This is a genomic window from Helicobacter pylori (assembly GCF_021062735.1).
GTDB classification, from domain to species: Bacteria; Campylobacterota; Campylobacteria; order Campylobacterales; family Helicobacteraceae; genus Helicobacter; species Helicobacter pylori_DN.
In genome coordinates this window covers 45,822-65,917 of sequence record NZ_JAHXLB010000005.1, presented here as the reverse complement: position 1 = coordinate 65,917, position 20,096 = coordinate 45,822, and the positions used below count along the sequence as shown (strand labels likewise).

Genomic DNA, 20,096 nt, shown 5'->3' with positions numbered 1-20,096 from the left:
AACAAATCATTTTTATTGCCGATATTGGCTAAAGAGCTTATGCAAACAAATAAATCATTATACTTGTAGGCATGGAAAAATTTGGAGGTTTTTATGGTCAATGAAGTTCAAGGGATTGGGATTCCCACATCTCACACAAGCGTTCAAACAACCCCCACAAAAGAGATCAGTCGCACAAATACGATAAACACTATTGATGAATCTAAGACAACGATAGACCCTGATCAATACAAACCCAAACTAGAATTATTGAGCGAGCGTCTGAATGAAGAAATGAAACGCATTGGCACGGATATTAATTTTAGTTATAACGATACGATCAAAGGGTTAGTGGTTTCAGTCAAAGACGCTAATGGGGATAAGGTGATAAGAGAAATACCCTCTAAAGAAGCCGTGGAGCTTATGCAAAGAATGCGCGATGTGATAGGCATTATCTTTGATAAGAGAGGCTAAAAATTAGAGGTAAAACATGGCAATAGGTTCATTAAGCTCATTAGGGCTTGGCAGTAAGGTTTTGAATTACGATGTGATTGACAAGCTTAAGGACGCTGATGAAAAAGCGTTAATCGCCCCCTTAGACAAGAAAATGGAGCAAAATGTTGAAAAGCAAAAAGCCCTAGTAGAAATTAAAACGCTCCTTTCAGCTCTAAAAGGTCCGGTTAAAACGCTTTCGGATTATTCCACTTATATCAGCCGAAAAAGCAATGTTACAGGCGATGCGTTGAGCACGAGCGTGGGGGCTGGCGTGCCTATTCAAGATATTAAAGTGGATGTGCAAAATTTAGCGCAAGGCGATATTAACGAATTAGGGGCGAAATTTTCTTCAAGAGATGATATTTTTAGCCAAGTGGATACCACGCTCAAATTTTACACGCAAAACAAAGACTACGCCGTTGATATTAAAGCAGGAATGACCTTAGGCGATGTGGCTCAAAGCATCACGGACGCTACCAATGGCGAAGTGATGGGTATTGTGATGAAAACAGGAGGGAATGACCCCTACCAATTAATGGTGAATACCAAAAACACCGGCGAAGACAACCGCATCTATTTTGGCTCACACCTCCAATCCACGCTCACTAACAAAAACGCCCTTTCTTTGGGGGTTGATGGAAGCGGAAAAAGTGAAGTGAGTTTGAATTTAAAGGGGGCTGATGGGAACATGCATGATGTCCCTATCATGCTAGAGCTCCCTGAAAGCGCTTCTATCAAACAAAAAAACACCGCAATCCAAAAAGCGATAGAGCAGGCTTTAGAAAACGACCCTAATTTTAAAGATTTGATCGCTAATGGGGATATTTCCATAGACACTCTTCATGGGGGGGAATCTTTAATCATTAATGACAGGCGTGGGGGAAACATTGAAATTAAAGGGAACAAGGCTAAAGAGCTTGGGTTTTTGCAAACCGCCACCCAAGAAAGCGATTTGTTAAAAAGCTCTCGCACCATTAAAGAGGGTAAATTAGAAGGGGTAATTAGCTTGAATGGTCAAAAACTGGATTTAAAAGCCTTAACCAAAGAGAGCAACACCAGCGAAGAAAACACAGACGCTATCATTCAAGCGATTAACGCTAAAGAAGGCTTGAATGCGTTTAAAAACGCCGAAGGCAAGCTTGTGATCAATTCTAAAACCGGAATGCTCACCATTAAGGGCGAGGACGCTTTAGGCAAGGCCAGTTTGAAGGATTTGGGTTTGAACGCTGGCATGGTGCAATCTTATGAAGCTTCACAAAACACGCTTTTTATGTCTAAAAATTTGCAAAAAGCGAGCGATTCAGAATTCACTTATAATGGGGTGAGCATCACACGCCCCACTAATGAGGTCAATGATGTGATTAACGGGGTTAATATCACTTTAGAGCAAACCACAGAGCCTAATAAACCCGCCATTATTAGCGTGAGCAGGGACAATCAAGCCATTATAGACAGCCTTAAAGAATTTGTCAAAGCCTATAATGAACTTATCCCTAAACTGGACGAAGACACTCGTTATGACGCTGACACTAAAATCGCTGGGATTTTTAACGGCGTAGGCGATATTCGCACCATTAGATCCTCTCTTAATAACGTGTTTTCTTATAGCGTGCATACGGATAATGGGGTAGAAAGCTTGATGAAATACGGGCTTAGTTTAGACGATAAGGGCGTGATGAGTTTGGATGAAGCTAAATTGAGTAGTGCCTTAAATTCTAATCCTAAAGCGACTCAAGATTTTTTCTATGGGAGCGATAGCAAGGATATGGGGGGCAGAGAAATCCACCAAGAGGGCATTTTTTCTAAATTCAATCAAGTCATCGCCAACCTCATAGACGGAGGGAACTCTAAATTAAAAATTTATGAAGATTCCCTAGACAGAGACGCTAAAAGCCTGACCAAAGACAAAGAAAACGCTCAAGAGCTTCTAAAAACCCGCTACAACATCATGGCGGAGCGTTTTGCCGCTTATGACAGCCAAATCTCTAAAGCCAATCAAAAATTCAATTCCGTGCAAATGATGATCGATCAAGCGGCGGCTAAAAAGAATTAAAAACAGAGAGTTATCAATTTTAAAGGATAAAGGAACATTATGCAATACGCTAACGCTTATCAAGCCTACCAGCATAACCGAGTGAGTGTGGAATCCCCGGCAAAACTCATTGAAATGCTTTATGAAGGGATTTTAAGATTTTCTTCGCAAGCCAAACGCTGTATTGAAAATGAAGACATTGAAAAAAAGATTTATTATATTAACAGGGTTACGGATATTTTCACGGAATTGTTGAATATTTTAGATTATGAAAAGGGAGGGGAAGTGGCAGTGTATCTTACAGGCTTATACACCCATCAAATCAAAGTTTTAACGCAAGCCAATGTGGAAAACGATGCGAGTAAGATTGATTTGGTGTTGAATGTAGCTAGGGGGTTGTTAGAAGCTTGGAGGGAAATCCATTCAGATGAACTCGCCTGATGCGTTATTAGATTCCTTTAAAATCGCTCTCATTAAAAAAGATTCTAAACAGGCCTTTTCATTGATAGAGCGCCTTTCTTTAGAGCAAATAAAAAGCTTGGATTTAGACACGCTTTTAAGCCTTAAGGAAATGATAGCCCAAAGCATTGAACTATTAGAAAAAGAAAAAGAAGAACTGCAATTACAAATGCATAAGGCTAAGAAGATTCAAAAATTCTTGTCTTAGATTTTTTAAACTACGATACAATGAAAGCACTATTTTTATTGAAGGCTAAAGGTTGTCTGAACCCATAGATAGATTCACGCGCATAAGGTGGTTGTTTAAAAACGATTTTGAAAAAATCCGCCGACAAAGGGTTTTAATCTGTGGCGTTGGGGGCGTTGGGGGCTTTGCACTAGACGCTTTGTATCGTGTGGGGATAGGGCAAATCACTATCATTGATAAAGATGTGTTTGATGTTACCAATCAAAACCGCCAGATTGGATCAGAAAGGATAGGAGAATCTAAAGTGTTGGTGTTGCAAGATCTCTATAAGGGCATTCAAGCTTTGAGTTTGCACATAGATGAAGCGTTTTTAAATTCATTTAATTTTAGAGATTATGATTACATTTTAGATTGCATGGACGATTTACCTATAAAAACGAGCTTAGCGATCAAATGTCAAAATTTCGCTTACGGGAAATTTATCAGCTCTATGGGGAGCGCGAAACGCTTGAACCCTAAACACATTCAAGTGGGGAGCGTGTGGGAAAGCTATGGCGATAAATTCGGGCGTAAATTTAGGGATTTTTTAAAAAAACGCCGTTTTAAAGGGGATTTTAAAGTGGTTTTTAGCCCTGAAGTCCCGCATTGCATAGAGCTTGGGAGTTTTAATGCGGTTACGGCGAGTTTTGGTTTGCAAATAGCGAGTGAAGTCGTGCAAGACATTATTAAATAAGATATTATCAACAATGAAAGGAAGTGGAATGAAAGATTACGAAGACGAATTGGAAGATTTTGAAGAAGAAGAATTAGAGGGCTTTGAAGAAGAAGATGAAGAGTATGGGGATTATAAAAATGTCTATGATGATGACGATTATGAAGACTATAGCTCTGATTATGAAGAAGAGTGAAAAATGATTTGTGCAAGCGTCCTCCAGCATGCCTATTGCGGCTCTAGAAAAAAAACCATAGAGCACACCGCAAACTTGCTTGAACAAGCGCTAAAAAAACACCCTAAAACCAATTTAGTGGTGTTGCAAGAATTAAACCCTTATAGTTATTTTTGCCAGAGCGAAAACCCTAAATTTTTTGATTTGGGCGAATATTTTGAAGAAGATAAGGCTTTTTTTAGTGCTTTAGCTCAAAAATTTCAAGTGGTGCTGATCGCTTCTTTATTTGAAAAGCGCGCTAAAGGGTTGTATCACAATAGCGCTGTTGTGTTTGAAAAAGACGGATCGATCACTGGAGTGTATCGCAAAATGCACATTCCTGATGACCCAGGGTTTTATGAAAAATTTTATTTCACGCCGGGGGATTTGGGCTTTGAGCCTATTGTTACAAGCGTGGGCAAATTAGGGCTTATGGTGTGCTGGGATCAGTGGTATCCTGAAGCAGCAAGGATTATGGCTTTAAAAGGGGCAGAAATTTTAATCTATCCTAGCGCGATAGGGTTTTTAGAAGAAGATTCTAATGAAGAAAAAAAACGCCAGCAAAACGCATGGGAGACTATCCAAAGAGGGCATGCGATCGCTAATGGCTTGCCTTTGATTGCGACTAACAGAGTGGGCACAGAATTAGATCCTAGCGGCGCGATTAAGGGGGGCATTACTTTTTTTGGCTCTAGTTTTGTGGTGGGGGCTTTGGGCGAATTTTTGGCTAAAGCGAGCGATAAAGAAGAGATTTTGTATGCGGAAATTGATTTAGAACGCACCGAAGAAGTGCGCCGAATGTGGCCGTTTTTGAGAGACAGACGCATTGATTTTTATAACGATTTGTTGAAACGCTATATTTAATCAGTCAATCAATTTAAAATTTAAGATTAGAAAGGATTAAACATGGTAGGTGTGGTTTTTTGCGCTAAACAAGCGCAAAAATTCTATCATTTTTTTTGTGCGGTATTTTCATTTTAACAAGGAGCAAAAATGCTAGAAAATAGCTCTATATGGAGCAATCCTGCCTTTGTGGCCATCATTTGCATGTGCGTTCTTAGCCTTTTAAGGCTCAATGTCATGCTTTCTATGATTAGCGCCACTCTCATAGCAGGACTTATGGGAGGGCTTGGGATCACGGAGAGTTTTAATGCAATGATAGATGGCATGAAAGGCAATTTAAACATCGCTTTAAGCTACATCCTTTTAGGGGCTTTAGCGGTAGCGATCGCTAAAAGCAATCTTATTAAAGTCGCTTTGAGTAAATTAATAGGCTTAATGAATTACAAACGATCCACTTTTTGCTTTTTGATCGCTTTCATCGCATGTTTTTCGCAAAATTTAGTGCCGGTGCATATCGCTTTTATCCCTATTTTAATCCCCCCTCTTTTGCATTTAATGAACCGGCTAGAATTGGATAGAAGAGCGGTCGCTTGTGCTTTAACCTTTGGCTTGCAAGCCCCCTACTTGGTGCTTCCTGTAGGGTTTGGCTTGATTTTTCAAACCACCATTTTAGAGCAATTAAAAGCTAATGGCGTTAGCACCACCATAGCGCAAATCACAGGAGTGATGTGGATAGCAGGGTTAGCGATGGTTGTTGGGCTATTTGCCGCTGTATTAACGCTATACAAAAAGCCCAGACACTACAAAGAAAAATCTTTTAACATAGAAAATTACGCCTCGCTCCAATTAAACTACCATGACTACTTGACTTTTATAGGGATTATCGTGGCGTTTGTGATCCAATTAGCCACCGATTCTATGCCCTTAGCCGCCTTTTTAGCGTTAGTGATCATCTTACTGGGCCGTGGCATTAAGTTTAAAGAAACAGATTCGCTTATGGATGATAGCGTGAAAATGATGGCGTTTATCGCTTTTGTGATGTTAGTGGCTAGCGGGTTTGGAGAAGTGTTGCAAAAAGTGCATGCGATAGAGGGTTTAGTGAATGCGATCACAAGCGTAGTCCAAGGGAAGCTTTTAGGGGCTTTTTTAATACTTGTTGTAGGGCTTTTTATCACTATGGGGATAGGGACTTCTTTTGGCACTATTCCTATCATCGCTGTGTTTTATGTCCCTTTATGCGCGAAATTAGGTTTTAGCATAGAATCTACGATTTTACTCATCGGCATAGCCGCAGCTTTAGGCGATGCAGGCTCACCGGCTAGCGATAGCACCATGGGGCCCACTTGCGGGCTTAACGCAGACAACCAACACAATCATATCTATGACACATGCGTGCCGACTTTTTTAGTCTATAACCTCCCTTTGATTGTTTTTGGAGTGGTTGGAGCGTTACTATTAGGCTAATCTATCAAGTTAAGAAAATCTTTTCTTTAGCCTTACCCTCTGGGATTAACGCTTTTTTAGATGTGCTAGTGGTCGTGCTCTCGGTTTTTTTTGTGGGCAAGATTTCGCACCATCACATTGTGGCTCTAGGGGTGGGCTTGCAATTTTTGATGCTTTTTTATGGCATCAATACGATTTTATACACCGGCACTAACGCCATTCTTTCTAGGCTTGTGGGGGCTAGGGATTTTGCTCAAATCAATCACGCTTTTTCCAGTATTTTTATAGGGGCGTTTGTGATCTGTTTGGGCGTGCTGTTTGTTTCTTATTTTTTGATTGAGCCTTTTTTAAATTGGATGCAATTACAAGATCCTTCGCGCCAATTGACGCAAGATTATTTAGAGGTCTTAGTTATCGCGCTACCGAGTATTTTTTTAAAAAATGTTTTAGTTTCAGCGCTCGCTAGCTTTTCAGACACCCTAACCCCCTTTATTGTCAAAATCATCATGGTCATCGCATGCATTTTCTTGAATCAAGCCTTGATTTTTGGGGATTTTGGTTTTAAAGAAATGGGGATTGTAGGCTCTGCTTTAGCGAATGTGATTGTTTCTTATTTGGAATTACTCGCGCTTGGCGTTTGGATACAAATCAAAAAAATCCCTTTAAAATTCAAAATAACCTTTAATTTTTCTTTTTTAAAAACCATGTTTAGAGTGGGTTGGCCGGCCGGGTTTGAACGCTTATTGAGCTTATTTTCTTTAATCCTCTTATCCAAATTTGTAGCGAGCTATGGGGATAAGGTGTTAGCGGGCATGCAAATAGGCATTAGGGTTGAAACCTTTTCGTTCATGCCCGGATTTGGGTTTATGATCGCAGCGATGGTTTTAACAGGGCAAAATTTAGGAGCGAACAAGCCAAAGATCGCTACAGAATATGCGCATTTGATTTTAAAAATCTCTATGGGTTTAATGGGGGTTTTAGGGATTGTTTTAGTCTTATTCGCTAAAGAATTTGCGAGCCTTTTTTCTCAAGATGAAGAAGTTTTGGAAGTGGCGCGATCTTATTTGATCGCTGTGGGCCTCTCTCAAGCCCCCTTAATTGGGTATTTTGTGCTAGATGGAGTTTTTAGGGGGGCTGGCATTTCTAAAGTCTCACTCTATATTAACACTCTAAGCTTATGGGGGTTAAGGATCATGCCTATTTACTTGCTTTTAATTCATCATTTTAAGGTGGAATTTATTTTTGTAGTGATCGCATCAGAAACTTTTTTGCGCTCATTCATCTATTATAAAGTTTTTTCTAAAGGCATATGGAAAAGGTGCGGGAAAAAGGCTTGATTATTGCCTGAGCGTAGCGGTCGTTTTGAAACGGCTTTCTCGCACTACCTGCACGCCCACTTCGCCCACATACTGAACGCTCTCTTCTATCTTTTTAGCGATCTTTCTGGCAATAATAGGCACTTGATTGTCCCTAACTTGGTTGGATTTGACAATCACTCTTAATTCTCGCCCACTCTCCATCGCATACGCTTTTTCCACCCCATCAAATTCTAACGCGATCTCTTCTAAAGCTTGCATGCGTTTAGCGTATTCTTCATCGCTCTTTCTTCTAGCCCCAGGACGCCCTGCTGAAAGCGCATCAGCCGCGCACACGCTCGCGCACTCCACGCCCATGATTTCTTCATGCCCATGGTGGGCATAAATCGCATTAATCACAACCGGATCTTCTTTATGGCGCTTGCACACCTCAACCCCTAAATTCACATGGTCTCTCCCAAGCTCTTGAGTGAGCGCTTTACCAATATCATGCAAAATACCGGCTCTTCTGGCGAGCTTTTTATCCCCCCCAAGCTGCTCTGCAATCAAGCCGGCTAAAAGAGCGACTTCTTTAGAATGCTGTAAGGCGTTTTGCCCAAAACTAGAACGATAACGCATTTTGCCTATTAAAATTTTAAGCTCATCTTCCATAACCCCAAGCTCTAATTCTAACACCACGCTCTCCCCTTCAGAAAGCAATTCTTTTTCCAGGTTGCGCGCGACTCTATGATAAACCTCTTCAATCCTGTTAGGCTGGATACGGCCGTCTTCTATTAAAATTTTAAGCGTCTCGCTCGCTACTTCACGCCGATAAAGATTGAAACTGGACAAACACAATTCGCTGCTGTCTTCGCTAAATTCTATATCCACCCCACTGACCTTTTTAAACGCTTCAATATTTTTCCCGTCTTTGCCTATCACACGACCGATATAATCTGAGCAAGGCAAAGCAATACGAGTTGTTAAATTCTCTGCCGCATAATTACCCGCAAAACGGGCTGTCGCTTCCGCTAAAATGGCATACGATTTTTTCTTGCCCTCTTCTTTGGCTTCTTTTTCATAACGCCTGATTAACGCACTTTTTTGGGCTTCTAATTCTTCTTCTAACTGCTCTAAAATCATGTTTTTAATTTCATCTTTGGTGTAAGCCATGTAATTGAGCATCGCGTCTAGCGCTTTGGCTTGAGCTTCTTTACAAACAGTGCGCTGTTTTTTAAAATTTTCTTTTTCTTGTTCTAAAATTTGGCGTTCTTTTTCAAGCTCTTTTTTTTCCTTTTCTAAATAGCGTTTTTCATCTCTTACAAATTCTTTGTGTTGTGCTTCTAAATGCTTCAAATGCGCTTCTTTTTTTTCAAAATGGGTTTTTAGTTGCAAATTCTTGTTTTCATATTGCTGTTGCAATTTGCATTCTTGGCTTTTCATGCGCATCTCTTCAGCTTCCACGAAAGATTTCGCTTGAAACTCCATTAATTTGGCTTTAGCTGAAGCGCTTTTTAAAACGGCTTGCCCTCTAGCGTAATAGATCTTTTTCATCACATAATACATGACTAGAGCGGTAATCAAACACGCTACCAAGACTTCTAATGAAATGTAAATTAACCCGCTGCTCATAATGTTTCCTTCTATTATTCTTCATAACGATACGAGCATTCATGTAAAGATTCGCTTCAATGTCATAGGCGTCTGTAAGAACACCATTAGCTAGAGCTAATTCCCTACTCACAAACACGATTAAGGGGCGTTTTAGTCGCCTTTTGAATAATTGGGGCAAACTCCTATCATACATGCCTAGCCCAAAACCCACGCGCCTAAAGCTTGTATCCATTCCTAAAATCGGCACGACAATGCAATCTAATTCCCGCTTATAATAGCGCGACAAACTCGGCTCATCAAACCACCCCAAACGCCTTAAGGGCAACCTAAAGGGCACGATAGTGAAACCCTCTTTAGAAAAATGAGCGCCTTTTTTAATGCTTTTAGGCAACCACACGTGCTTATTTTTTTGTCTTAACTTCAAAATCAAAGGCCTGATGTCAAGCTCATGCCCTAATGGGCTATACAATAAAATATTTTGATAATCTTTGAGTTTCCAAAATAAAAGCCTACAAGCCAATTTATCCCTGACTGCTTTATCTTTGGTCGGTTTAGTCCTTTTCAAGCGTTCTTTACAAAAATCTCTAAAAATCGTTTTAATGGTTATAATCCTTAAATTTTAGACTTACATTATAGTATAATTTTAGGTTATTAGTTACCATTTTATTTTATTCTTAAGGATGTGTTTATAATGAGAATTAAGGCTTATTTTTTGCGTTTTATTGCGCTGGTTTTTATCGTTTTGTTGGGTTTTAACGCTTGTAAAAATTCCCAAAAACCTCAAGATTCTCAAAACAATACCACCCAACAAGATAGCCCTAAAACCTACACCGCTATGGATTTGAATAACCAAGAATACACGATTACAGGCGATTTAGATTCTCTAAACATCAGCCCGGATTCTAACGCCCCTACTCTATTGATTTTAAGCGCTTTAGACAATTCTTTAAAAGATTACGCCCCCAGCTTTAACATCTTAAAAAAAACTTTTAAAGATCGTTTGAGGGTGCTTATTTTACTCAATAAACCCTATTCAAGCGATGCAATCAAAGACTTTATTGCACCCTTTCAAGCTGATTTGATGATTTTAAACCCTAAAGATACCGCTCTTTTTGATCATTTAAAGTATGATATTTTAAACCATTCTTTTAACATGCTCTTATACCACAAACACCAATTGATTAAAATGTATCAAGGGATCGTGCCAGCAGAAATGCTCCAATTTGATATTTCCAATTTAAAGGATTAAAAAACCATGTTTAATTTTTTCAAAAAAATTGTCAATAAAATTAAGGGCGAAGAGACTAAAGAAGAAGCTAAAGAGAAAAAGCGCCAAAGCGTTCCTAAAGAGGAATTAGAAGGAATTTTGATTGGCTTTGACATCCAATACGATTTGATAGAGAGCTTGTTACAGCATTTAGGCGATTTAATTACGCCCAAGCAATTAGAAGTCGCTTTGTTGCGTTTTGTGCGAGGGGAAAGCTATTATGATAAAACCCGCCTAAAGACTATCACCACAAAGCCCTTAGTGCATTTGATCGTGGGGGTTAATGGGGCGGGTAAAACCACAACAATCGCTAAATTAGCCAAACTCTCTTTAAAACAGCATAAAAAAGCGCTTCTTGGGGCAGGCGATACCTTTAGAGCGGCCGCAGTCAAACAGCTGCAATTATGGGGCGAAAAGCTTAACATTCAAGTCATTAGCGCTAAAGAAGGGAGCGATCCAAGCTCTCTAGCTTACAACACCATAGAAAGCGCGATCGCTAAAAATATAGATGAAGTTTTTATAGATACCGCTGGGAGGTTACACAACCAGACCAACCTTAAAAACGAGCTTTCTAAAATCGCACGCACCTGCTCTAAAGTTTTAAAAGACGCCCCCTTTTATAAATTCCTTATTTTAGACGGCACGCAAGGGAGTTCTGGGCTAACGCAAGCGAAAATTTTCCATGAGACTTTGGCGCTAGATGGCGTGATTATGACTAAGCTTGATGGCACTTCTAAAGGCGGAGCGATTTTAAGCGTGCTGTATGAGTTGAAATTACCCATCCTTTATTTAGGAATGGGCGAAAAAGAAGACGATTTGATCGCTTTTGATGAAGAACGCTTTATAGCAGATTTGGTTGATGCGGTGTTTGTGGAACAATAAATTAAAAATTATTGATTAAGAATAACCCTAAAACTCACATCCATGTGGTTTGCCTCTTGCAAAGCGTTACAAACCTCTGCGTTTTTGATATAAAACTCCTTCAGCGGGATATGGGAATAAAGCTTTTTGTACGCTTCATCAATTCTGCAAATTAATGGGCGCGATTCATAAATCTTGCACAAATTCGTTTCTAAATCCAAAAACTTGCACACCCCATTGCCAGTATCAAATTCAATAAGCTCAATAATCCCAGCGATATTTTTACAGCAAAGCCCACAAGAGGTGCAAGGGAAACGATTAAGGGTTGCTTGCTTTTTTGATTCTTCCATGATCGCTTCTTTATACCTTCTCTATTTCACGCTCTCTTTTCCTCTTTTAAAGCCTTATAGCTTTAAGAAGTCTTATCGTCTCTTAGATCTTCAAGCTGCGCTTGCCTAAATCTGATACCATCCAAGCTATAATTCCCATTTTCTAAGCTATCCATCTGATCTCGCATAAGAATGAGTGCGTTTTTTGCTTTTTCGTTAAGCTTTTGGTGTTTGTCCATGATAGAGACTTTCAAAAAAGCGCTCAAACTAAAGAGCGTTGAAACGGTAACGCAGAGTTGATCTTTTTCTTTTTGATTGTAACGAGAGGTATCGTAGTTATGCTTTTTCATCGTGGCGATGGCGTCTTGAGAAAGCGAGAAAAACAGCGCGTCAAACTTTGTGATCTGCCTAGTGAAAAGCTCCGCCATTTTCCTAACGGCTTGGAGATTATCAATCATCACATCCGCTTTTTTGACGGCTGCTTCAACTTGAGAGCAATAAGCTTTGGCATTGTCTAGCTTTTTTTCCATTTCATCAGCGCTAATAGCCCCAAAAATAGCGAGTGCAGGAGCTGCTAACAAGCCTCCAACCACTGCCATACTCCCAGCAGCCAACCCACCTCCCAAAGAAATCGCCCCACCACTCATCCAAGCAAGAGCACCACCAATATGAGACAGCACCGTGCCCAGCCGCCGCATTTATACCAGTGCATGCGCCATAAGTGGCAAGAACTCCAACTGCAATGCCCACGCCACCCAAATTAGCAAGATCCAACAAGCCCATCTCTTTATACTTATTGACAATATTTAGCGCTTCTAAGACTTGCTCTTGAATATTTTGCATATCAATATTGCTGATGACAAACTCATGACCCTTCAATTGGTGGAAGTGATCCAAAAAGTTTGAAACCGTATGGCTTAAAACATGGAGTTTTTTCTTACCCAATCTCACTAAAGCTTGATTGCGACTAGACTGCACACATTATCAACTTTTCTTTTTGCCTTCTCTTTTAAACTCTCTGCCTTTTTGATAAATTCATCAGCTTCGCAATCGGCATCGAGCGCATCAATCCCTTTTTTGACTCCGTATCCTGCTGCCGCTATGGCTACTCCGGCTAAAATAAATGGTAATGGCATGTTTTCTCCTTAAATGTTATTTTTTTGCGATACATTCATAAATATTCGTTATGAGTGAGACTCCACCACCTATCAACGCACCGGTTTGTGCAGCGTTCATTCCTGCTTGATGCGAAACGGGAGAACGGGAGACAGATCTCTCATAAGAATACCATGTCTGATACTTTTCAAAGCTTTTAGATTTTCATCAATGCTTTTTTGAAGCTCAACGCGCACGGCTTTCTTTTGTTCTCTTGGCAAATCGCTTACATCAATCAGATCTTTATGGAGATAGGCAAAATGAAGCGTTTGATAAATATCAATCATTTCTTTAATAACGCTATCTTCAATCCCAAGCGTTCTAGCGGTTTGTGCGAATTTCTCACGATCTCTTTGATTGAAAGAACCACCATTTTCTAACGACTCTATCACATTGGTTACAATTTCATATCTATCATTTTTTTCCATGTTTTCTCCTTTACATTCTTATGTCTTTATTACTGGTAATCAATTCCCAAAATTCTTGGGTATTATTAAACAAGGGCTTTTGACCTAGTCTTTCTTGAATCTTATTATTGACTCCTATGGCCAAATCCGCATCGCCTGCATAAAGCACCCTCTCAAGCTCATCAAAATTTTGATTGAAAAACTTTGTAGTTTCATGAAAATATTTCTCAAACACCTCCTTAAATTGATTTTGATAAATCTCTAACAACTTGATGATTTCACGGCATTCTCTTTCAATCTCAATACGCCTTTGGCGTGCCAATTTAGCCTCTTCACGAGCCTTTAGAAGGGCGTTAAAACAAGTTTCGCTCAACACTGCACCCACAAAGCCCCCAATCAACGCCCCAACCACAGGAATAGGGATGAGCGCTTGACCAGCAAATGCCATAGCCCCACTACTTACAAGAGTAGTGTTGGCTTTCCCAAGCTGTTTAAGAAGCTCTTTCCCATCAATCTTTCCAGAAAAATAGCGAGTTAAAACCGTAGCATTTGCCACACAAGCACCCACAATCATCGCAGGCACTGAACCCTTGCCAAGGCTTTGGATGATTTTATTAGCACTGCTTTGCATCAAACCTCCCAAAGATGAGCTTGCAAACGCGCTGCCATAACTAAGCGCTCCACCCTTTAGGGTAGCAATGGCGGTGTGCTTGATCGCTTTTATAGGATCCTTGCCATTTACGAAACATTCATAAGCATTCTTTACCAACGAGACACTACCACTTATCAACGCACCGGTTTGTGCGGCGTTCATTCCTGCTTGATGCGAAACGCTGGCAACATCTTTGGCAGTGGAGAGCTTTGGGTTCAACCTAGCTTCAATCGCCTCTGCTTTAGTGATGCTCGCAGATCTTGTATGGGCTTTGATTGTTTTGCAATATTGGCGTTTTTCCTCTAAATGAGCGGCTTTTTGAAAATCGCCAAGCCCCTTTTGTTTAGCGATTTGAGATTCTAGGCTCTTGATCTTAATATTAGCTTCTTTTTGAAAATCCCCAAAAAAATCCTTAGGGATTTCCATCTTCATGCCATTTTTTAGATATTTCTCATAATCTTTGGATAAGAATTTTTCAAAACACTCCGCACCATTTCTGCCCACAAATTTACTCTGCACAGCCGTGCCAGGAATGACATTCCCCTTTTCATCCACACTGATATAATCCACGATTTCGTGGTTCTTACTGGGCGTGGCATAGTTTGGGAAAGGCTTTTTAAACTGAGCCTTTTGTCCGCTAGAAAGATCATCATACTGCACTATCCTTTCTCTTTTTCCTGCAAGGATATTATGCTCATTAACACGGGCTTGCTCTTTGATTTCAGCAGAATACCCCGCCTGTTGGTGGATATTTTGATTAATATAATTAGGGTTTATCTTCCTTTTTGAGATTTCTTCTAATCTATCCAAGACAGAAAAATGCTCTCTATTGGCGCTAGCATAGAGTGCACTCTCTTCAGCAGTTGAACTCATGGTGGTTGCATCTGTGATGTTGCTGTATTTTTGTTTTTTTTCTCGATCTTTTTTCATGACTCAACTCCAAAAACGAGAGTTTTAAAAAAAGCGAGGGATTTTGGGGATTCTAAAGGGTTCAGGGTAGGCTTATAGTAACCCCCACCCAGAAAAGCTAGAAATAAAAGACTAGGACTAAAAAATGCTAGGACTTTTTCCATAAAGACCTCCTTATTGTTCAATCCTAGCCACTATAACCAAAAATCCTAAGCAAACCGCTTTATTTTTAATAAAAAGGTTTAAAATGATAAATATTTTACGCCCCTACCCCCCTGTATAGTAAAACGCCCTTGTGGGAGTGTCGCTGTTTTTATCATTCCACATGTTTTTTTCTGGTTTATTGATGATGGATTGCTTTAAAAGCCTTTTCATCATTTTTGTATCTTTATTTATGATCGCTTCTTTAGCGTCTATGGCGTCTTGATAGTATAAACATGGGCAAATCTTGCCATCAGAAGCCAAACGGATACGATTGCAAGATTGGCAAAAGTCATCGCTATGCGGAGCGATAATGCCAAATTGATAGCCATTTTCTAGCGTGTAGATTTTAGAAGACCCTTGTTTGGGTTTTTCCATGCCCATAATCTTATATTTTTGAGCGATCAAATCTAAAATTTCTCGCTCTTTCAAGCCTTTAACCAAACTTTTAGCATGCGTATTTTCCATAAATTCAATGTAGCGGATTTGTATGCTTCTATTTTTTGCGTATTCTAAAAGCTCTAAGATTTCATCATCATTAACGCTTTTCATCACAACCGTGTTTAATTTGAGTTTTAAACCCACTTTCAAGGACTCTTCAATCCCTTCTAGCGCATTTTTAAGAGCGTCTTTTTGAGAGATTTTTAAAACCCTATCGCTTTTTAAAGAATCTAATGAAACATTCACTCGGGATAACCCGGCATTCTTTAAATCCTTAGCCATTTTTTTGAGTAAAAAACCATTAGTGCTTAAAACTAACGCTACTTCCTTATTGTAGGCGTGCAGTTTAGCGATAAATTCGTCTAAACCCTTGCGTAATAGCGGCTCCCCACCCGTGATTCTAATTTTTTTAACGCCCTCATCAATGGCGATTTTAAGAAATTCTAAAACATTATCCAAAGGCAATAATTCTTCATCATCAAAAAAATCTAATGGCGTAGCAGGCATGCAATACTGACACCTGAAATTGCATTGTTTGGTTACAGAAACCCTAATATAGTCAATAACCCTATTAAAACTATCTACTAACACTCCCTTTATCCCTTATGCCCTTTATTTAAGCTTTTAGTGTAACATAATAAACAATAACTTAACAACATCAAAATGGATAGATCTTTTGAAAAACCCTATCATTGATAACATTCCTTGCGTTTTACTGGCTGGGGGCAAAAGCTCTCGTTTTATCATTAATAACATTCAAACCAATAAGGCTCTCATGCCTTTAAAATCGTATCCTAGCCTTTTAGAATACCAATACTCGCGCCTTTTAAAACTTTTCAAACAAGTCATTATCAGTGCTAAAAAATCGTATGAACTAAACGCTCCCTACCTTTTAGAAAAAGAGAGCGATCTTTTTTCACCCCTTTTTGGCATTCATAACGCTTTTTTAACATTGCAAACCCCTTATATTTTTTTTATCGCCATAGATGCACCTTTAGTGTCTTTTGAAAGCATTAAAATTCTCTGTGGGATTCAAAACTTTAGCGTAGTCTATGCTAAAAGCCCCACAAAAGAACATTATTTGATTTCTTTATGGCACAAAAGCACCCTTAACGCTCTCAGTTACGCTCTTAAAACGCAAAATTATCGCCTGAGCAATCTTATCAAAAACGCCTCTTCAACCGCTATCCATTTTGATAAAGAAGAAGAATTTTTAAACCTAAACACCCTAAAAGACTATGAATTAGCCGTTCAAATTTTAAAAGAGGGATCAAATGGCTGAAGAAGAAAAAACCGAACTCCCTAGCGCGAAAAAAATCCAAAAAGCCAGAGAAGAAGGCAATGTGCCTAAAAGCATGGAAGTGGTGGGGGTTTTGGGGTTATTGGCTGGGCTGATGAGTATTTTTGTTTTTTTTATATGGTGGGTGGATGGCTTTAGCGAAATGTATCGCCATGTGTTGAAAGATTTTTCCCTAGATTTTAGCAAAGAAAGCGTTCAAGAGCTGTTTAACCAACTGGCTAAAGACACTTTTTTATTGCTTTTACCTGTTTTAATCATTTTAATGGTGGTGGCGTTTTTATCCAATGTCTTGCAATTTGGCTGGCTCTTTGCCCCTAAAGTCATTGAGCCTAAATTTTCTAAAATCAACCCTATCAATGGCGTCAAAAACCTTTTTTCTTTAAAAAAACTCCTTGATGGGAGTTTGATCACCTTAAAAGTTTTTTTAGCTTTTTTTCTAGGGTTTTTCATCTTTTCCTTATTTTTAGGGGAATTAAACCATGCGGCTCTTTTGAATTTGCAAGGCCAGTTATTGTGGTTTAAGAGCAAGGCGTTAGCGCTCATTTCTTCACTTTTGTTTTTATTTTTTGTCTTGGCTTTTATAGATTTAGCAATCAAACGCCGCCAATACACTAACTCTTTAAAAATGACTAAACAAGAAGTTAAAGACGAATACAAACAGCAAGAAGGAAACCCAGAAATCAAAGCCAAAATCCGCCAAGTGATGGTAAAAAACGCCACGAATAAAATGATGCAAGAAATCCCTAAAGCTAATGTTGTGGTTACTAACCCTACCCATTACGCCGTCGCTCTCAAATTTGATGAAGAACACCCTGTGCCTGTGGTGGTGGCTAAAGGCACGGATTATTTAGCTATTAGGATTAAAGGAATCGCCAGAGAGCATGATATAGAAATTATAGAAAATAAAACGCTCGCTAGAGAGCTTTATAGGGATGTGAAATTAAACGATACCATACCAGAAGAATTGTTTGAAGCGGTAGCGATAGTCTTTGCTCAAGTGGCTAAATTAGAACAAGAACGCCAAAAACAAAAAATCATTAAACCTCTTTAAGATTGTTTAAACCCGCTTTTAAGCCCTAAAAAGACACTCAATCAAGGACACTCAATCAAAAGGCTTTAGCTATCCCTATTGAATGAGAACTAAGCCTTTAAATCTTATGCTCCAAACGCCTTAAAGTGTTATGGATGTATTCTAAAAGCCACCCTAACAAGCCTAAAAAGTAAAAACCCAACCGCATGCCATAGTATTCTTTAGTTTGAATGAACATGCTAGAGCATAGCACCACCACGCTAAGCCCCACGATCAAAATAAGCGTGTTAGCGTATTCATACAACCCAAAAAGGCGTTTGTGGTAGATTAAAACCAGTATCAATAAAATAAGAGCGAGTGTAAAAAGGGAAAAATCCACGCAATCAGACACGCTTAAAAATCTAAAACTCTGTAAAGAAGAAGCAAAAACCCACACGATGCAAATATTCATAGAGGGCAAGAAAGATTGCTTCATGCTAGCCCCTAAAAAACGCCACAATAAAGTCGCTAACAGCACAAAATAGAAAAGATAAAGCGCCATTAAAGAATGTTTAACAGGAAAATTCCAAGCGTAAAAAGAAAGGCATAATATCCCTACGCAAGCGCATTTTTGGCGCGTGAGGGTGAAAGGCTTTAGAATAAGCACAAGCAGATAAATTAAAGAAACGCCTATTAACCCCAAATAATCTAATTTGACAATGAAATCATAAACATGGTTTTCAAACAAAAAAAACAATTGCGAAAAATCATCGCTGAAATGCGAAAACAACAAAGTTTCCGCATTGAACAAAAATAACAAAAAAAACAATGAAGAAAAAACGACTTTATGCGTGTATATTTTTTGATAAAAATTCATCTACAACCTAATCATTGCCTAATCATTCTTGCTGAAGAAACTATCAATACCATCAGCAATGCCCTTAGCCAAGATCTTTTGATACGGTTTGCTTTGGATGCGTTTAGATTCTATCGCATGGGAATTATAACCAATTTCTATTAAGATTGAAGGCATTAAAGCCCCGGCTAACACCCAAAAAGGCCCCTCTCTCACGCCCCCATCCACCACATCAGGGTAATTTTTGCGGACACTTTGGAGCATGCCGTATTGCACATCAATCGCCAGTTTGTTAGAAACAATCAGTCGCTGCGTGTTCAATGAATTTAAAAACAAACTTTTAGAAAAATAATCCATCAAATTCACATCGTCTTTATTTTCTTGCTCAGCCACTTTCCTAGCCCTTTCACTCCTTGCGGTGGATAAGAAATAAGTCTCTATACCATGAGCGTTAGAAGTGGAATGTTTAGGGATGGAATTGGCATGCACTGAGATGAATAAATCTGCCCCTTTTTTATTGGCTAGTTCCGTGCGAGCCACTAAATCAATATAAATATCCTTATCCCTTGTCAATAAAACGCTATAGCCTCTTTTTTTAAGCTCTTTGTATAAAAACTTCACCACTTCTAAAACAATGTCTTTTTCACACACCAAATTCGCGCTCATCGCCCCGCAATCTTTCCCCCCATGCCCAGCGTCTAAAACGATTTTTTTGTGTTTTTTACGCTTGGTTTTGATGAAAGTGTCATTTTTTTCTGCTATAAAGACTTGGTTCTTACTCTCATTTTCCGCTTCTTTTTTAGGAATTTCTTTTTTAGGAATTTCTTTTTTAGGAATTTCTTTTTTAGGAATTTCTTTTTTAGGAATTTCTTTTTTAGGAATTTCTTTTTTAGCGCTCCTTTCGTTCAATGGAGAGTGCGCATGCTTTGAATGTGCATGCTTAGTTGGCGTTTTTTCTTTAGTCTCTTTAGACTTTTTAGCCTCTTTTTTAATGGGCTTAGGGGTGGGTTTTGGCTTTGTGTGTTTGAGTGCATGGTGTTTGGGTGGTTTGGGTGTTATTTGATGCCTTGTTAAGGGTTTTTTCTCCACGATAGAAACATAGAGCTTGTCTTTAAGGATTTTAACCTCATAAGTCATCTTAGGAGCATGGCTAATGACCACTCGCGCTAATTTAGGGCTGAATTGCGCGATCGTGATAGACGATTGTTTAGAAAATTGGTAATGCTTTTTAGGAATGGTTAAAATGGCTTCTAATTCCAAATAACTCTTGAAATTTTTGAGCGAAACTTCTTTGAATTTTTTAACCTCTTGATTGAACAGAATTTTAACACTGCTAGAGCCAAAAGGCACAATGTTGATAATTTTAAGGGTTGTAGCATAAGCAAAATGCAACCAAAAAAGACATGCAACAACCCCTAACCTCACAAGCACTACAA

The 20,096-nt window shown here is 39.1% G+C and carries 21 protein-coding genes and 1 pseudogene; 13 read left to right on the top strand and 9 right to left on the bottom strand.

All coding sequences use genetic code 11. The features are described from left to right. Positions 1-93 precede the first annotated feature (93 nt). The 9 genes from KX581_RS03315 to KX581_RS03275 all read left to right on the top strand — a co-directional run bounded on the left by KX581_RS03315 (position 94) and on the right by KX581_RS03275 (position 7,701). On the top strand, positions 94-453 hold the full coding sequence (locus tag KX581_RS03315) for a FlaG family protein (protein WP_000245957.1): 360 nt from the start codon (positions 94-96) through the stop codon (positions 451-453). A gap of 16 nt (positions 454-469) precedes the next feature. Next, positions 470-2,527 (top strand): flagellar filament capping protein FliD, encoded by a 2,058-nt coding sequence (gene fliD / locus KX581_RS03310; protein WP_231175577.1) that lies wholly within the window; start codon positions 470-472, stop codon positions 2,525-2,527. Between the two features lie 39 nt (positions 2,528-2,566). Beyond that, complete coding sequence (fliS, locus tag KX581_RS03305) at positions 2,567-2,947, top strand: flagellar export chaperone FliS (protein WP_001199081.1); 381 nt, start codon at positions 2,567-2,569, stop codon at positions 2,945-2,947. Next, the gene (locus KX581_RS03300) at positions 2,934-3,173 is read left to right on the top strand and encodes a hypothetical protein (protein ID WP_231175576.1); all 240 of its coding nucleotides are present in this window, start codon (positions 2,934-2,936) and stop codon (positions 3,171-3,173) included. Before fliS ends, KX581_RS03300 begins: the two co-directional genes overlap by 14 nt. Before the next feature lie 52 nt (positions 3,174-3,225). After that, positions 3,226-3,885 carry a tRNA threonylcarbamoyladenosine dehydratase gene (locus KX581_RS03295; protein ID WP_231175575.1) on the top strand — a complete coding sequence of 220 codons (660 nt, stop codon included), beginning with the start codon at positions 3,226-3,228 and terminating at the stop codon, positions 3,883-3,885. 28 nt (positions 3,886-3,913) lie between these two features. Beyond that, positions 3,914-4,060, top strand: a complete 147-nt coding sequence (locus KX581_RS03290) for a hypothetical protein (RefSeq protein ID WP_000656202.1) — start codon at positions 3,914-3,916, stop codon at positions 4,058-4,060. Positions 4,061-4,063: 3 nt separating this feature from the next. Then, positions 4,064-4,942, top strand: a complete 879-nt coding sequence (locus KX581_RS03285; protein ID WP_231175574.1) for a carbon-nitrogen hydrolase — start codon at positions 4,064-4,066, stop codon at positions 4,940-4,942. 129 nt (positions 4,943-5,071) lie between these two features. Continuing rightward, a complete protein-coding gene (locus tag KX581_RS03280) occupies positions 5,072-6,385 on the top strand; it encodes a Na+/H+ antiporter family protein (RefSeq protein WP_231175573.1) in 1,314 nt (437 codons plus the stop codon). Further along, complete coding sequence (locus tag KX581_RS03275; RefSeq protein ID WP_331273820.1) at positions 6,385-7,701, top strand: MATE family efflux transporter; 1,317 nt, start codon at positions 6,385-6,387, stop codon at positions 7,699-7,701. The genes KX581_RS03280 and KX581_RS03275 overlap by 1 nt, the downstream gene beginning before the upstream one ends. Here KX581_RS03275 and rny read toward each other — a convergent pair whose 3' ends face one another. Both rny and KX581_RS03265 read right to left on the bottom strand, forming a co-directional pair. Beyond that, the gene (gene rny, locus KX581_RS03270) at positions 7,702-9,213 is read right to left on the bottom strand and encodes a ribonuclease Y (protein WP_231175595.1); all 1,512 of its coding nucleotides are present in this window, start codon (positions 9,211-9,213) and stop codon (positions 7,702-7,704) included. It abuts the gene before it with no gap. Then, complete coding sequence (locus KX581_RS03265; protein WP_331273819.1) at positions 9,191-9,865, bottom strand: 5-formyltetrahydrofolate cyclo-ligase; 675 nt, start codon at positions 9,863-9,865, stop codon at positions 9,191-9,193. Before KX581_RS03265 ends, rny begins: the two co-directional genes overlap by 23 nt. Positions 9,866-9,964: 99 nt before the next feature. Here KX581_RS03265 and KX581_RS03260 point away from each other — a divergent pair, with 99 nt between their 5' ends. After that, the gene (locus tag KX581_RS03260; protein WP_120871549.1) at positions 9,965-10,522 is read left to right on the top strand and encodes a hypothetical protein; all 558 of its coding nucleotides are present in this window, start codon (positions 9,965-9,967) and stop codon (positions 10,520-10,522) included. 6 nt (positions 10,523-10,528) lie between these two features. After that, positions 10,529-11,422: a signal recognition particle-docking protein FtsY gene (gene ftsY / locus KX581_RS03255; RefSeq protein WP_180504187.1), complete on the top strand. Its 894-nt coding sequence runs from the start codon at positions 10,529-10,531 to the stop codon at positions 11,420-11,422. 8 nt (positions 11,423-11,430) lie between these two features. Here the strand turns inward: ftsY and KX581_RS03250 are convergent, their stop codons facing one another. From KX581_RS03250 to moaA, 5 genes and pseudogenes are all read right to left on the bottom strand, one after another. Further along, positions 11,431-11,751, bottom strand: a complete 321-nt coding sequence (locus KX581_RS03250; RefSeq protein ID WP_120871545.1) for a YkgJ family cysteine cluster protein — start codon at positions 11,749-11,751, stop codon at positions 11,431-11,433. 62 nt (positions 11,752-11,813) lie between these two features. Then, positions 11,814-12,866, bottom strand: a pseudogene (locus KX581_RS03245) (glycine zipper family protein). A gap of 96 nt (positions 12,867-12,962) precedes the next feature. After that, positions 12,963-13,313, bottom strand: a complete 351-nt coding sequence (locus tag KX581_RS03240) for a hypothetical protein (protein WP_045004214.1) — start codon at positions 13,311-13,313, stop codon at positions 12,963-12,965. Between the two features lie 10 nt (positions 13,314-13,323). Then, complete coding sequence (locus KX581_RS03235) at positions 13,324-14,874, bottom strand: hypothetical protein (protein WP_120871543.1); 1,551 nt, start codon at positions 14,872-14,874, stop codon at positions 13,324-13,326. A gap of 246 nt (positions 14,875-15,120) precedes the next feature. After that, positions 15,121-16,086, bottom strand: coding sequence for a GTP 3',8-cyclase MoaA (gene moaA, locus KX581_RS03230; RefSeq protein ID WP_180629443.1), 966 nt, complete (start codon positions 16,084-16,086; stop codon positions 15,121-15,123). A gap of 85 nt (positions 16,087-16,171) precedes the next feature. On the opposite strand from moaA, the gene mobA reads away from it, so the two are divergent. Together mobA and flhB are read left to right on the top strand one after the other, a co-directional pair. After that, on the top strand, positions 16,172-16,777 hold the full coding sequence (gene mobA / locus KX581_RS03225; protein ID WP_219026066.1) for a molybdenum cofactor guanylyltransferase MobA: 606 nt from the start codon (positions 16,172-16,174) through the stop codon (positions 16,775-16,777). After that, the gene (flhB, locus tag KX581_RS03220) at positions 16,770-17,846 is read left to right on the top strand and encodes a flagellar biosynthesis protein FlhB (RefSeq protein WP_231175570.1); all 1,077 of its coding nucleotides are present in this window, start codon (positions 16,770-16,772) and stop codon (positions 17,844-17,846) included. The genes mobA and flhB overlap by 8 nt, the downstream gene beginning before the upstream one ends. Positions 17,847-17,943: 97 nt before the next feature. On the opposite strand, the gene KX581_RS03215 is transcribed toward flhB, so the two are convergent. Both KX581_RS03215 and KX581_RS03210 read right to left on the bottom strand, forming a co-directional pair. Further along, positions 17,944-18,681, bottom strand: a complete 738-nt coding sequence (locus tag KX581_RS03215) for a hypothetical protein (RefSeq protein ID WP_231175569.1) — start codon at positions 18,679-18,681, stop codon at positions 17,944-17,946. An 18-nt stretch (positions 18,682-18,699) separates the two neighbouring features. Continuing rightward, the gene (locus KX581_RS03210) at positions 18,700-20,091 is read right to left on the bottom strand and encodes an N-acetylmuramoyl-L-alanine amidase family protein (protein WP_231175568.1); all 1,392 of its coding nucleotides are present in this window, start codon (positions 20,089-20,091) and stop codon (positions 18,700-18,702) included. Positions 20,092-20,096: the final 5 nt, after the last annotated feature.